Annotated in this window: 13 protein-coding genes; 4 read left to right on the plus strand and 9 right to left on the minus strand. The window is 60.9% G+C overall.

Translation table 11 applies throughout. From position 1 onward, the window contains the following. Positions 1 to 38 precede the first annotated feature (38 nt). The gene (gene cadR, locus ACXX9E_RS03915; protein ID WP_016983204.1) at positions 39 to 488 is read left to right on the plus strand and encodes a Cd(II)/Pb(II)-responsive transcriptional regulator; all 450 of its coding nucleotides are present in this window, start codon (positions 39 to 41) and stop codon (positions 486 to 488) included. Between the two features lie 122 nt (positions 489 to 610). Here the strand turns inward: cadR and ACXX9E_RS03920 are convergent, their stop codons facing one another. The 3 genes from ACXX9E_RS03920 to ACXX9E_RS03930 form a co-directional block, all read right to left on the minus strand. Further along, positions 611 to 1,582 (minus strand): thymidylate synthase, encoded by a 972-nt coding sequence (locus ACXX9E_RS03920; protein WP_123469624.1) that lies wholly within the window; start codon positions 1,580 to 1,582, stop codon positions 611 to 613. Positions 1,583 to 1,632: 50 nt separating this feature from the next. Continuing rightward, positions 1,633 to 2,448, minus strand: a complete 816-nt coding sequence (gene lgt / locus ACXX9E_RS03925; protein ID WP_123469626.1) for a prolipoprotein diacylglyceryl transferase — start codon at positions 2,446 to 2,448, stop codon at positions 1,633 to 1,635. Between the two features lie 79 nt (positions 2,449 to 2,527). Then, complete coding sequence (locus ACXX9E_RS03930; protein WP_123469628.1) at positions 2,528 to 3,310, minus strand: sulfite exporter TauE/SafE family protein; 783 nt, start codon at positions 3,308 to 3,310, stop codon at positions 2,528 to 2,530. A 131-nt stretch (positions 3,311 to 3,441) separates the two neighbouring features. Here ACXX9E_RS03930 and ACXX9E_RS03935 point away from each other — a divergent pair, with 131 nt between their 5' ends. Further along, positions 3,442 to 4,188, plus strand: coding sequence for an NRDE family protein (locus ACXX9E_RS03935; RefSeq protein ID WP_128615562.1), 747 nt, complete (start codon positions 3,442 to 3,444; stop codon positions 4,186 to 4,188). A 357-nt stretch (positions 4,189 to 4,545) separates the two neighbouring features. On the opposite strand, the gene ptsP is transcribed toward ACXX9E_RS03935, so the two are convergent. Further along, positions 4,546 to 6,825: a phosphoenolpyruvate--protein phosphotransferase gene (gene ptsP / locus ACXX9E_RS03940; RefSeq protein WP_093429796.1), complete on the minus strand. Its 2,280-nt coding sequence runs from the start codon at positions 6,823 to 6,825 to the stop codon at positions 4,546 to 4,548. Between the two features lie 22 nt (positions 6,826 to 6,847). Beyond that, positions 6,848 to 7,327, minus strand: a complete 480-nt coding sequence (locus ACXX9E_RS03945; protein WP_003229203.1) for an RNA pyrophosphohydrolase — start codon at positions 7,325 to 7,327, stop codon at positions 6,848 to 6,850. Positions 7,328 to 7,470: 143 nt separating this feature from the next. Here ACXX9E_RS03945 and ACXX9E_RS03950 point away from each other — a divergent pair, with 143 nt between their 5' ends. After that, positions 7,471 to 8,127 (plus strand): histidinol-phosphatase, encoded by a 657-nt coding sequence (locus ACXX9E_RS03950; protein WP_457237099.1) that lies wholly within the window; start codon positions 7,471 to 7,473, stop codon positions 8,125 to 8,127. Between the two features lie 120 nt (positions 8,128 to 8,247). Here the strand turns inward: ACXX9E_RS03950 and ACXX9E_RS03955 are convergent, their stop codons facing one another. Together ACXX9E_RS03955 and ilvA are read right to left on the minus strand one after the other, a co-directional pair. Beyond that, on the minus strand, positions 8,248 to 8,661 hold the full coding sequence (locus ACXX9E_RS03955; protein WP_123469634.1) for a DUF2269 family protein: 414 nt from the start codon (positions 8,659 to 8,661) through the stop codon (positions 8,248 to 8,250). Positions 8,662 to 8,701: 40 nt separating this feature from the next. Then, a complete protein-coding gene (gene ilvA, locus ACXX9E_RS03960; RefSeq protein ID WP_186747059.1) occupies positions 8,702 to 10,216 on the minus strand; it encodes a threonine ammonia-lyase, biosynthetic in 1,515 nt (504 codons plus the stop codon). A gap of 148 nt (positions 10,217 to 10,364) precedes the next feature. On the opposite strand from ilvA, the gene rpiA reads away from it, so the two are divergent. After that, positions 10,365 to 11,039: a ribose-5-phosphate isomerase RpiA gene (gene rpiA / locus ACXX9E_RS03965; RefSeq protein WP_007913886.1), complete on the plus strand. Its 675-nt coding sequence runs from the start codon at positions 10,365 to 10,367 to the stop codon at positions 11,037 to 11,039. Positions 11,040 to 11,185: 146 nt separating this feature from the next. Here rpiA and ACXX9E_RS03970 read toward each other — a convergent pair whose 3' ends face one another. Both ACXX9E_RS03970 and ACXX9E_RS03975 read right to left on the minus strand, forming a co-directional pair. Then, a complete protein-coding gene (locus ACXX9E_RS03970; RefSeq protein ID WP_123469638.1) occupies positions 11,186 to 12,103 on the minus strand; it encodes an SdiA-regulated domain-containing protein in 918 nt (305 codons plus the stop codon). A gap of 106 nt (positions 12,104 to 12,209) precedes the next feature. Further along, entirely contained in the window at positions 12,210 to 13,133 is a 924-nt protein-coding gene (locus ACXX9E_RS03975; protein ID WP_186744113.1) for an SdiA-regulated domain-containing protein, read from the minus strand. Positions 13,134 to 13,326 lie beyond the last annotated feature (193 nt).

Genomic DNA, 13,326 nt, shown 5'->3' on the forward strand with positions numbered 1-13,326 from the left:
CCACTATAGGGTCAAGCACCCTTTTGGAGATGGCCGTCATGAAGATCGGCGAACTGGCGAAACTCACCGACTGCGCGGTGGAAACCATCCGCTATTACGAGCGCGAAAACCTGCTGCCGGAACCGGCGCGCAGCGACGGCAACTACCGCGTCTACACCCAGGCCCACGCCGAACGCCTGACCTTCATCCGCAACTGCCGCACCCTCGACATGACCCTCGAAGAAATCCGCAGCCTGCTGGCCATGCGTGACAGCCCGCAGGATCAGTGTGAAAGCGTCAATACGCTGATCGACGAGCACATCCAGCATGTGAAAGCGCGGATTGACGGCTTGCTGGCCTTGCAGACACAGCTGCTCGACCTGCGCCAACGCTGTGGCGAAGGGCCGATGGCCGATCAATGCGGGATTTTGCAGCGGCTGGAAGTGAGTGGCGGGGTTGTCGCGACGGAAGTCGAACACTCCCATGTAGGCCGCAGTCACGGCCATTAAGAACAGCATAAAACACTGTGGGAGCTGGCTTGCCAGCGATAGCGGTTTTACAGACACATCAATGTTGAATGTGCCGCCGTAATCGCTGGCAAGCCAGCTCCCACAGGTTTATTGGCAAGCCTTCAGACCGCCATTGGCGCGGTCATCGGCGCATGGTGCTCGTAACCTTCCAGCGAGAAGTCGCTCGGCTCCACCAGCTCCAGCCACTCCGGCTGATACACACCCGTCTTGGCAAATTCCGGCACGCGATCCGAAATCTTCAGCTTCGGCATGGCGAACGGCTCGCGCTTGAGCTGTTCGTTGAGCATGTCCAGGTGGTTCTCGTAGACGTGCGCATCACCGATGAAATAGGTGAACCAGCGCGGCGTATAGCCGGTCAGGCGACCGATCAGGCTCAGCAGTGCGGCGCCTTCGGTGAGGTTGAACGGCGTGCCCAGGCCCAGGTCGTTGGAACGGATGTAGAGGGTCAGAGAAATCTCTTTGGTCTCGACATTCGGGTGGAACTGGTACAGCAGATGGCACGGCGGCAGGGCCATTTCATCGAGCTGAGCGACGTTCCAGCCGTGGAACAGAATGCGGCGGCTGCCCGGATCCTTGATGATCGTGTCGACGCACTGGCGCACCTGGTCGATGGCTTTGTACAGCACCACGTAGGCCTGGCCATCTTCTTCGCCCTGGGCGATTTGCTTGTAGCCGTTGCTCAGGGTCTGCTCGATGGCGGCCGGGTTGCTCAGCGGGATCTGCTTGTACGCCGGCCATTTGCGCCATTGCACGCCGTAGATTTCGCCGAGGTCATCCTCGCCCTGGCGGAACGGGTTGGCCAGCCACTGCGCGTTTTCGTTGGCGTTCTGGTCCCAGACCTTGCAGCCCAGCGCACGGAATTCAGCGGCGTTGTTCACGCCACGCAAAAAGCCGCACATCTCGCCGATGGCCGATTTGAAGGCCATCTTGCGCGTGGTGATCGCCGGAAAACCTTCCTGCAGATCGAAACGCAGCATCGCCCCCGGGAAACTGATGGTGTTGATGCCGGTACGGTTGGCCTGCTTGGTGCCGTTTTTGATGACGTGCGAGACCAGTTCGAGATATTGCTTCATGAGTTACCTGTGTCCTTTGAGCCCCGGCGTCGCGCACCGGGGTTCGTAGTTTAAGCCGTCGGGGCAACCGGCGCTGCCGGCGCACGACGATAGGCCAGCCAGATCAGGAACAGACCGCCGACGATCATCGGCACGCACAGCACTTGCCCCATGGTCAGCCAGTTCCAGGCCAGATAGCCCAGTTGCGCGTCCGGTACACGAACGAACTCGACGATAAAACGGAAGATGCCGTAGAACAGCGCGAACATGCCCGATACCGCCATGGTCGGACGCGGTTTGCGCGAGAACAGCCACAGGATCAGGAACAGCGCGACGCCTTCGAGCGCGAACTGATACAGCTGCGACGGGTGACGCGGCAACTGCGCCGGGTCGCTGAATGGCGGGAAGATCATCGCCCACGGCACGTCGGTCGGCTTGCCCCACAACTCGGCGTTGATGAAGTTGCCGATACGTCCGGCGCCCAGACCAATCGGCACCATCGGTGCGACGAAGTCCATCAGTTGGAAGAACGACTTGCCGTTGCGCTTGCCGAACCACAAGGCCGCGAGCATCACGCCGATAAACCCGCCGTGGAACGACATGCCGCCCTTCCACACTTCGAAAATCAGCGTCGGATTGGCGAGGTAGGCGCTCAGATCGTAGAACAGCACGTAGCCCAGCCGCCCGCCGACAATCACCCCCATCGACAGCCAGAAGATCAGATCGGAGAGCTTCTCCTTGGACCAGGTCGGGTCGAAACGGTTGAGCCGGCGCGACGCCAGCAGCCATGCACCGCCGATACCGATCAGGTACATCAGGCCGTACCAATGGATTTTCAGCGGACCGATGGCCAGGGCCACCGGGTCGATCTGCGGGTAAGGCAGCATTGCGACTCCTCGTTAGAGTTGAAACCAAAATTCCCGGGCGACGCTGCCACCTCAGGATTAAGCCAGGATTGCGGTGCGGTTAAAGCAGAAAGCTCAAACCCACGCAGAACAGCAAAGCGGCGAACAGCCGTTTCAGCAAGCGCGGCGACAATTTGTGCGCCAGGCGCGCGCCGATGCGGGCGAACACCATGCTGGTCAGGGCGATGCCCAACAATGCCGGCAAATAGACAAAACCGAGACTATGCGGCGGCAGCAACGGATCATGCCAGCCCAGAATCATGAAACTTAAGGCACTGGCCAGGGCGATCGGCAGGCCACAAGCCGACGATGTCGCCACCGCTTGCTGCATCGGCACGCTGCGCCAGGTCAGGAACGGCACGGTCAACGAACCGCCGCCAATGCCGAAAATCGCCGAGGCCCAGCCAATCACACTGCCGGCCACGGTCAGACCGAGTTTGCCCGGCACTGTTCGACTGGCCTTGGGTTTAACATCCAGCGCCAGTTGCACAGCGATCACCAGAGCAAACACGCCGATGATTTTTTGCAGGTTGGGACCGGAAATAGCCTCGGCCGTCAGCGCGCCGAAACCGGCGCCGAGCAGAATGCCGACGGTCATCCACATGAAAATCGGCCAGCGCACCGCGCCGCGACGGTGATGCTCACGCACGGCGTTGACCGAGGTAAAGATGATCGTCGCCAGTGATGTCCCGACCGCCAGATGCGTAAGAATCGACTGATCAAAACCCTGCAGGGTGAAACTGAACACCAGAACCGGGACAATGATGATCCCGCCGCCCACCCCGAACAGCCCGGCCAGCACGCCCGCACAGGCGCCCAGCGCCAGATAGAGCAGAAATTCCATGACCGTCTCCCAGACCGCATCCCCAAAACCGGAGCGGCATGGTAACGGATGCATGGCCTCCTGCTCCACTTGCGATGGATGCACGGACGCCGGATGCGTAGAGTGAGCAAAAAACACACAAGGACCACCTTATGTGCCTGATTGTTTTCGCCTGGCGCCCGGGCCATGCCCAGCCGCTGATCGTCGCGGCCAACCGTGACGAGTTCTACGCCCGGCCCAGCCTGCCGCTGGCGCAATGGCCGGAAGCGCCGCACGTGCATGCCGGACGCGACCTGGAAGCGGGCGGCACGTGGCTGGGGATCGGCACCAACGGCCGCTTTGCCGCGCTGACCAACATCCGCGATCCGCACCAGCCGCCGGCACGCAAGTCACGGGGAGAACTGGTGGCGCGGTTTCTTACCGGCGATGCGTCGATTGATGATTATTTGAGCGATGTGGTCGGACGTGCGCCGGAATATGCCGGGTTCAACCTGCTGCTGGGCAATGCCCACGAGCTGTGGCACTTCAATGCGCGGACGTCCGAGCCAGTGATGCTGGAGCCGGGGGTTTACGGGCTATCGAATGCCGGGCTGGATACGCCGTGGCCGAAGTTGCTCAAGGCCAAGGCAGCGTTGCACGCCGTGCTGGATGATCCGCAGCCTGAGCGGTTGTTGGAGCTGCTGGGCGATGCGCAGACGGCGCCGTTTGCCGAGTTGCCGGACACCGGAGTCGGGTTGGCCACCGAATCATTGTTGTCGAGTGTGTTTATCGCCAGCCAGAGTTACGGGACGCGGGCGAGTACGGCGCTGGTGGTGCAGGCGGACGGAACGCGGCGGATGTTGGAGCGCAGTTTTGGGCCTTATGGCGGGCATTTGGGCGAGGTGGAGATAAACGCTTGAAAGCTACCCTCACCCCAGCCCTCTCCCGGAGGGAGAGGGGGCCGACCGAGGTGTCTTGAGCCATACGCCGACCTGGAAGACCGAGCCGAATATGGATTCTGCAAAGCACCTTCAGGTCGGTGCGGGGCGATGATGGATTCTGCACAGCACTTTCAAGTTGCTGCCGGTCGATGATGAATTCTGCACTGCACTATCAGGTCGCTGCCGGTCGATTGTGGATTCAGCAATGCACTTTCAAGTCGCTGCGGGGCGATTATGGATTCAGCAATGCACTTTCAGGTCGGCGTACCTCGGCAGCATCCCCCAATCAGTCCCCTCTCCCTCTGGGAGAGGGCTAGGGTGAGGGGCTTTTGATCTTCAGAGGGCCTTGACCACCGCCGGCGGATGCATCTTCGACAACCCGAGATTCTTCAGCGCCAATTGCAACGAGCTGTGGATCACTTGCGGGTTATCAATGGTCATCAGCTCCGCCAGCAACTCCTGAGCCTTGCTCAGATTGACCTGACGCAACATCCACTTCACCTTCGGCAGGTTGGTGGCGTTCATCGACAGGCTGTCGAAACCCATGGCCATCAACAGTACCGCCGCTGCCGGGTCACCGGCCATTTCGCCGCAGATGCTGACCGGCTTGCCTTCGGCATGGGCGTCGCGCACCACGGTTTGCAGGGCTTGCAGCACCGCCGGGTGCAGGTAGTCGTAGAGATCGGCCACCCGCGGGTTGTTGCGATCGACCGCCAGCAGATACTGGGTCAGGTCGTTGGAGCCGACGGACAGGAAGTCGACCATCCGCGCCAGTTCCTTGGTCTGGTACACCGCCGCCGGAATCTCGATCATCACGCCGATCGGCGGCATCGGCACGTCGGTGCCTTCATCGCGCACTTCGCCCCAGGCCCGGTGGATCAGGTGCAGGGCTTCTTCGAGTTCGTGGGTGCCGGAGATCATCGGCAGCAGAATCCGCAGATTGTTCAGGCCTTCACTGGCCTTGAGCATTGCGCGGGTCTGCACCAGGAAGATTTCCGGGTGGTCGAGGGTGACGCGAATGCCGCGCCAGCCGAGGAACGGGTTGTCTTCCTTGATCGGGAAGTACGACAGCGACTTGTCACCGCCGATATCAAGGCTGCGCATGGTCACCGGTTGCGGATGAAACGCGGCGAGCTGTTCGCGGTAGATCGCCAGTTGTTCCTTTTCGCTCGGGAAGCGCTGGTTGATCATGAACGGCACTTCGGTGCGGTACAGGCCGACACCTTCGGCGCCACGCTTCTGCGCCCGCGCCACATCGGCGAGCAGACCGGTGTTGACCCACAGCGGCATGCGGTGACCGTCAAGGGTCACGCACGGCAGGTCGCGCAGGGTGTCGAGGCCCAGCGCCAGTTGTTTCTCTTCTTCGACGACCTCGGCGAACTGTTTGCGCAGCACTTCGCTCGGGTTGGTGTAGACCTCGCCGCGTGTGCCGTCGACGATCATCTCGATGCCATCGACCTTGGCGTACGGCAGGTCAACCAGCCCCATCACCGTCGGAATGCCCATCGCCCGAGCGAGGATCGCGACGTGAGAGTTACCCGAACCGAGTACCGAGACCAGACCGACCAGCGTGCCTTCCGGCACCTCGCCGAGCATTGCCGGCGTCAGCTCTTCGCTGACCAGAATGGTTTTTTCCGGGTAGACCAGGTTCTGCTGACGCTCTTCCTGCAGGTAGGCGAGGAGGCGCCGGCCGAGGTCTTTGACGTCCGACGCCCGCTCACGCAGGTAAGCATCGTCCATCAGTTCAAAACGGTTGACGTGTTCAGTGACCACCTGACGCAGCGCGCCCTGCGCCCACTGGCCGGTCTTGATCACGGTGGTGATTTCGCTGCCCAGCGAGGCATCGTCGAGCATCATCAGGTAGACATCGAACAGCGCGCGCTCTTCCGGCCGCAGCTGGGTCGCCAGTTTGGCCGACAAGGCGCGCATGTCGGCGCGCACGCCTTCGATGGCGGTCTTGAACAGCGCCAGCTCAGCGTCGATGTCGGTGATGGTCTTGTCCGGCACCACGTCGAGATCGGCCGGCGGCAGCATGACCACCGCGGTACCGACGGCAGCCCCGGGCGAACCCGGCACACCGACGAACTTGGCTTCCTGGATGCCTTTGCCCTGACGGCCCAGGCCACGGATCGAACCGGTGGCCTCGGCGTGGGCGATAACCCCGGCGAGTTGCGCGCTCATGGTCACGAGGAAGGCTTCTTCACCTTCATCGAACTGGCGGCGTTCTTTCTGCTGGATGACCAACACGCCGACGACGCGGCGGTGGTGAATGATCGGTGCACCGAGGAACGAGGCATATCGCTCTTCACCGGTTTCGGCGAAGTAGCGATAGCGCGGGTGATCCGCGGCGTTTTCGAGGTTCAGGGGTTCTTCACGCGTGCCGACCAGACCCACCAGACCTTCGTTGGGTGCCATGCTGACCTTGCCGATCGAGCGCTTGTTCAAGCCCTCGGTGGCCATCAGGACGAAGCGGTTGGTCTCGGGGTCAAGCAGGTAGACCGAGCAGACCTGGCTGCCCATGGCCTCTTTGACGCGCAACACAATAATCCCCAACGCCGCCTTGAGATCCTTGGCGGAGTTAACTTCCTGGACGATCTTGCGCAGCGTATTGAGCATGGCTCGGGGTCGAACTCCGTCGTCAGTCGCGCGCTAAAAGGCGCGGGGCAAGCTCTTTGAGGGCGCGGCGATACACCTCGCGCTTGAATGTCACCACCTGGCCCAACGGATACCAATAGCTGACCCAGCGCCAGCCATCGAACTCCGGTTTACCGGTCAAATCCATCCGCACCCGCTGCTCGTTGGAGATCAGGCGCAGGAGAAACCATTTCTGTTTCTGGCCGATGCACAGCGGTTGGCTGTGGGTACGCACCAGACGTTGCGGCAAACGATAGCGCAACCAGCCCCGGGTACAGGCGAGAATTTCAACATCTTCACGCTCCAGGCCCACTTCTTCGTTCAACTCGCGGTACAAGGCGTCCTCCGGCGTCTCCTCGGGGTTGATTCCCCCCTGCGGAAACTGCCAGGCATCTTGATTGATACGGCGAGCCCATAGCACCTGGCCGGCGTCATTCGTCAGAATGATCCCGACATTGGGGCGGAAACCATCGGGGTCGATCACGGCAACAACCTCGCAAACGCATGTCGCCGCATTGTTCCACAAAGCTTGATAAGGCGGCAACGAAGGTTCCTACCTTATGTGCACTCTTGTGAAAAGACCGTATTCTTGTCGCCTTTTTACTGACTTTTCAGCGGGTAACTGCAATGCGCCTGGCTCTATTCGATTTGGACAACACCCTTCTGGGCGGCGACAGCGATCACGCCTGGGGCGATTATCTGTGTGAACGCGGCTTCCTCGATCCGGTGGCGTACAAGGCTCGCAACGACGAGTTCTATCAGGATTACCTGGCCGGCCAACTGGATAACGCCGCGTACCTGAACTTTTGCCTGGAAATCCTCGGCCGCACCGAAATGGCCGTGCTTGAGCAGTGGCACAACGACTACATGCGCGACTGCATCGAGCCGATCGTGCTGCCCAAGGCGCTGGAGCTGCTCAAACAACACCGTGACGCCGGCGACAAACTGGTGATCATCACCGCGACCAACCGCTTCGTGACGGCGCCGATTGCCGTGCGCCTGGGCGTGGAAACCCTGATCGCCACCGAGTGCGAAATGATCGATGGCCGCTACAGCGGGCGCAGCACCGACATCCCATGCTTTCGCGAAGGCAAGGTAACGCGCCTCAATCGCTGGCTGGATGAGACCGGGCATTCGCTGGATCACAGCTATTTCTACAGCGATTCGATGAATGACCTGCCGCTGCTGGAGCAGGTGGCGAACCCTGTCGCTGTTGATCCGGATCCGAATCTGCGGGCCGAGGCCGAGAAGCGTGGCTGGCCGGTGATTAGTCTGCGCGGCTAATTACGCCATCGCTGGCAAGCCAGCTCCCACAGGTTTTTCGGCTGTCCACAATATCCGTGTTCACTGAAGATCCCTGTGGGAGCTGGCTTGCCAGCGATTGGCTCGACTCGGTCTCAAGCCTTAAACAGGCTTGGCCCCCATCAACGCCGCAATGGCGAGAAATCCGACGCCGCTGACAATCGCCAGTGCCAGATTGAATTTCCGATTGCCGACCCCGCTCGTCCACAGCCGATTCAGCCGAACCAGCAGCCAGACGGCACTGAACGTGGCCACGGCATAGATCACACTGGAACCCAGAATCCAGAACTGCCCCAACGACCAGCCCACCAGGTGCACCAGCCACCATCCGGTGAACGGCATGCTGAACATGCCGAGCAGCATCAGACACCAGATGAACAGCCAAGGCCGCTGCATCGTGCTGGCCGGTCCTTCGCTGCGATTACGCCAGGAAAGTGCGGCGAGCCCCAGCCCGCTCAAGAGGATCACCACGGTCGCCGCAACGTGAAGGACTTTCAGGGTGGTCAGGGTTTCCATGTGTTCGTCTTCCTTGGGCCATGCCCATCAGCGTAGCCGCTCAGCCAAGAAACAGCTGATAGGCCGGGTTCTCGCTTTCATCCCAATACGGGTAACCGATTTCCTCAAGGGCCGCCGGCACCAGATGGCGCTCGTCGTGCGGGACTTGCAGACCGGCGACCACGCGGCCATCGGCAGCCCCGTGGTTGCGGTAGTGGAACATCGAGATGTTCCAGCGCCCGCCCAGCTTGTTGAGGAAGTTGAACAGCGCCCCCGGACGTTCCGGGAACTCGAAGCGAAACACCACTTCATCAATGACGTGCGCCGCGTGCCCGCCGACCATGTGGCGAATGTGCAACTTGGCCAGCTCGTTATCGGTCAGGTCGATGACCGGAAAACCCTGTTCGGTCAGGCTCGCCAGCAGGGCGCTGCGCGGGTCGTTTTCCGGGTGGGTCTGCACGCCGACGAAAATGTGCGCTTCGCTGCCGGTGTTGTAGCGGTAGTTGAATTCGGTGATCTGGCGTTTGCCAACGGCCTCGCAGAACGCCTTGAAGCTGCCGGCCTTCTCGGGAATGGTCACCGCGATGATCGCTTCGCGGCCTTCACCCAGCTCGGCGCGTTCGGCGACGTGGCGCAGGCGGTCGAAGTTGACGTTGGCGCCAGAGTCGATGGCGACGAAGGTCTGGCCGCTGACGCCGCGCAACTCGACATACTTCTTGATCCCGGCCACGCCCAAAGCGCCGGCAGGTTCGGTGATCGAGCGGGTATCGTCGTAGATATCCTTGATGGCGGCGCAGATTTCGTCGGTGCTGACGGTGATCACTTCGTCGACGTAATCCTTGCAGATGTCGAAGGTGTGCTGGCCGATCTGCGCCACCGCCACGCCGTCGGCGAAGATGCCCACGGTCGGCAATACCACGCGCTCACCCGCGGCCATGGCCGCTTGCAGGCAATTGGAGTCGTCCGGCTCGACACCGATGACCTTGATGTCCGGGCGCAGGTATTTCACATACGCCGCGATGCCGGCGATCAGACCGCCGCCGCCGACCGGCACGAAGATCGCGTCCAGCGGTTGCGGGTGCTGACGCAGAATTTCCATCGCCACGGTGCCCTGCCCGGCAATGGTGTGCGGATCGTCGTACGGGTGGATGTAGACGTAGCCCTTTTCGTCGACCAGTTTCAGCGAATAGGCCAGTGCCTCCGGGAACGAGTCGCCGTGCAGCACCACTTTGCCGCCACGCGAGCGCACGCCCTCGACCTTGATCTCCGGGGTGGTCTTGGGCATGACGATAGTGGCTTTGACGCCCAGCACTTTCGCCGCCAGGGCCAGACCCTGCGCATGGTTACCCGCCGACGCAGTGACCACGCCACGGGCGCGCTCTTCGTCGGTCAGCTGGGTCAATTTGTTGTAGGCGCCGCGAATCTTGAACGAGAACACCGGCTGCAAGTCTTCACGCTTGAGCCAGATGTCATTGCCCAACCGCTCGGAGAGCTGGCGAGCGTTCTGCAGCGGGGTTTCTACGGCAACGTCATAAACGCGCGAGGTGAGGATCTTTTTGACGTACTGTTCGAGCATCGGAAAGCATCACTGAGCGGGTTGGGCAGGGCCAAGGAGTCTAACCCGGCTTTTGCCCGGACGACCACACGAATCCAGAGGTTTTAGCCGCGCTTGCGGCTATAATGCCGGCCTTTCCGTTCTCACCTTGCCCGCTTCCGGAGCCCGCATGACCCAGGATCAACTCAAACAGGCAGTGGCGCAGGCCGCCGTCGACTTCATCCTTCCGAAACTCGACGACAAGAGCATCGTCGGGGTCGGCACCGGCTCCACCGCCAACTGCTTCATCGACGCCCTGGCCCAGCACAAGGGCGCGTTCGATGGCGCGGTCGCCAGCTCCGAAGCCACCGCTGCGCGCCTCAAGGGCCACGGCATTCCAGTGTATGAGCTGAACACCGTCAGCGACCTGGAGTTCTACGTCGACGGCGCCGATGAAAGCGACGCGCACCTGAACCTGATCAAGGGCGGCGGCGCAGCCCTGACCCGCGAGAAGATCGTCGCCGCCGTGGCCAAGACCTTCATCTGCATCGCCGACGCCAGCAAACTGGTGCCGGTGCTGGGTGAATTCCCGCTGCCGGTCGAAGTGATCCCGATGGCCCGCAGCCACGTTGCCCGCCAACTGGTGAAACTGGGCGGCGACCCGGTATATCGCGAAGGCGTGCTGACCGACAACGGCAACATCATCCTGGATGTGTTCAACCTGCAGATCACCAACCCGGTGGAGCTGGAAGCGCAGATCAATGCGATCGTCGGCGTGGTCACCAACGGCCTGTTCGCGGCGCGTCCGGCGGACCTGTTGCTGCTGGGCACCAGCGAAGGCGTGAAAACCCTCAAGGCTGAGTAAGCCCAGACTGCCCGAAATTCATGGGCAGACAAATGAACCTGTGGGAGCGAGCTTGCTCGCGAATGCGGTGGATCAGCCAACATCTTCATTGGCTGACCCGGCGCCTTCGCGAGCAAGCTCGCTCCCACAGTGATTTGTGGTGTTGATTAGTTCAGTGTTGGTTTTTTGAAAACGTAAAACAGATTCGGCTCACTCACCAGATACAACGTGCCGTCATCATCCATCGCAATCCCCTCCGCCTGCGGCACGGTTTTCTTCAAACCCTGGCGCCCGCCACTGATCGACATCGTGCTCAACGGCCGCCCGCCGACATCCAGCTCGAGAATCAACCGTGACTCATCCGACAGCGCCAGCAAATGCCCGCTGCGCTCGTCGTATTGCAGGCTCGACAGATCGCGCACAAACATCCCGGCATCGCGCTTGGGATCGTTGATCACGTGCACCGCGTAGGACTTCTCCGGATTGAAGTGCGGAAAACCGTGCACTTCGTAGATCAGCATCGGGTTGCGTTCCTTCGCAACAAACAAGCGCTTGCCTACCGAGTCATACGCCAGGCCTTCAAAACCTTTGTTGCTGGCCATATGCACGCCGAGGGTCATCTGCTCGGCGTCCGCCGCGTCGAGGAATGTGGTGTCTGCCTCCAAGTGAATCTTGATCAGCCGCTGCTGACGCTCATCCGTGATCACGTAGGTGTCGGCGCTGATGTACTCGACGGCTTCGGGATCGCCAAAACCAATCAGGGCAATGCGCCGCAGGATCTTGCCTTCGAGCGACAGTTCGACCAGTTCGGAATTCTTGTTGGTTACGGTGAACAGGCTTTTGCGCACCGGATCGAAGGTGAGCGCCGAAACATCGTCGTCCAGCCCGTCAATCACCCGCGCTTCAATCTCGACCCGATACTGATCCAGCCCAATCGACTCGCTACTCTGCGGTTGCCACAGCGTGTGCAGATTGAACCAGGCGCGCTCGAACAGGCGCAGGTATTGGCCGATCGCAATCAACGCGATCAGGGCAATCACCGACAGGGTGACGAACAGGGGCTTGGGGCGGGCAAGTCGACGCATTCGGGCGGGCTCGGATTCAAAACAGGCGGATGAAATATCACGCCCGTCTGAATTGAAGCTTAATGGCCACTTGCCTTAAACCACAAGACAACCCCGGCAGCAGGGGCTATTTGTGTTTTTCGAAGCGGTAAAACAGGTTGGGTTCACTGACCATGTACAGCGTACCGGCCTCGTCCATGGTCACGCCTTCGGCACGGGGAATGGTGTTTTTCAGACCGTTGAAGCCGCCCAGCAGGGTCATGAAGCTGACCTGTCCGCCTTTCTCGTCCAGCTCCAGCAACAGGTGCGAATCGGCAGACAGCACCAGAGTGTGCTGGGTGCGCGGGTCAATCGCCAGGGCCGAGAGGTTGCGGATATCCAGCTCATCATTGGCAAGCTTCTGCTTGTCACCCTTGAGGGTCTGGCTGCCGTCGCTTTTCCAGGTGAACAGCGCCGGCGGACGCTCTTCGCCCAACAGCAGTTGCTGGTTGTGCGGGTCCCAGGTAATCGCTTCGAAGGCTTTGTTCTGATCTTTCGACGGGCCGAGATCGTACTTGGGGAAGTCGGCGATGTTCAATTCGCGAGTGTCGGCATCGACCTTGACGATCGAGAGCATGTGCTGACGCTCATCGACAATGGCCATCAGGCCGTTCTCCATGACCGTCAGGCCTTCCGGATTGCTCCAGCCCACCAGCGGCATTTTGCGCAGCACATCGCCGTGCAGGGTGAGCTCGACCAGGAACGGATTTTTGCCCATCACCGAAAACAGGGTCTTGGTCTGTGGATTGTAGGCGAGGTCCGAGGCCTCGTCCTTTTCCATGCCCGGCAGCAGTTTGCCGTCGATGACCACCCGATAGTCCGGCAACCAGACGCTGGCTTTCTGCTCGGCCTGGCTCTCGAAACGCTCGCGCACCCAGAGCAGGCCACGGTCATCCCAATGCATGGCAAACGCCAGACCATAAGCGGCGGCAAGCACCAGCAACAGCCAGACATACCAACGCAGGGCAAAACGTGAACGACGAGGAGAATCGAGCTGAGTTTGAGCAGACATCAGGGACGCATTCCGAATATTCAGGCTATGGGTAATAGCACAAAGAGGCCGGCTCAGACGCCAGAATGAGAGGAATTATCCGGACAGGATGTGAAAAAAACGGCAAATGGCGGGATTGTCGTGTGCTGCCAACCATCTTCAGGGCCCCACAAAACAATGTGGGAGCGAGCTTGCTCGCGAAGACGGAGTGTCA

The sequence above is a fragment of the Pseudomonas sp. GNP014 genome (genome assembly GCF_054344005.1).

Coding starts and splice junctions, on each gene's coding strand:
- cadR (WP_016983204.1), top strand. CDS start 39: ATGAAGATCGGCGAACTGGCGAAACTCACCGACTGCGCGGTGGAAACC.
- ACXX9E_RS03920 (WP_123469624.1), bottom strand. CDS start 1,582: ATGAAGCAATATCTCGAACTGGTCTCGCACGTCATCAAAAACGGCACC.
- lgt (WP_123469626.1), bottom strand. CDS start 2,448: ATGCTGCCTTACCCGCAGATCGACCCGGTGGCCCTGGCCATCGGTCCG.
- ACXX9E_RS03930 (WP_123469628.1), bottom strand. CDS start 3,310: ATGGAATTTCTGCTCTATCTGGCGCTGGGCGCCTGTGCGGGCGTGCTG.
- ACXX9E_RS03935 (WP_128615562.1), top strand. CDS start 3,442: ATGTGCCTGATTGTTTTCGCCTGGCGCCCGGGCCATGCCCAGCCGCTG.
- ptsP (WP_093429796.1), bottom strand. CDS start 6,825: ATGCTCAATACGCTGCGCAAGATCGTCCAGGAAGTTAACTCCGCCAAG.
- ACXX9E_RS03950 (WP_457237099.1), top strand. CDS start 7,471: ATGCGCCTGGCTCTATTCGATTTGGACAACACCCTTCTGGGCGGCGAC.
- ACXX9E_RS03955 (WP_123469634.1), bottom strand. CDS start 8,661: ATGGAAACCCTGACCACCCTGAAAGTCCTTCACGTTGCGGCGACCGTG.
- ilvA (WP_186747059.1), bottom strand. CDS start 10,216: ATGCTCGAACAGTACGTCAAAAAGATCCTCACCTCGCGCGTTTATGAC.
- rpiA (WP_007913886.1), top strand. CDS start 10,365: ATGACCCAGGATCAACTCAAACAGGCAGTGGCGCAGGCCGCCGTCGAC.
- ACXX9E_RS03970 (WP_123469638.1), bottom strand. CDS start 12,103: ATGCGTCGACTTGCCCGCCCCAAGCCCCTGTTCGTCACCCTGTCGGTG.
- ACXX9E_RS03975 (WP_186744113.1), bottom strand. CDS start 13,133: ATGTCTGCTCAAACTCAGCTCGATTCTCCTCGTCGTTCACGTTTTGCC.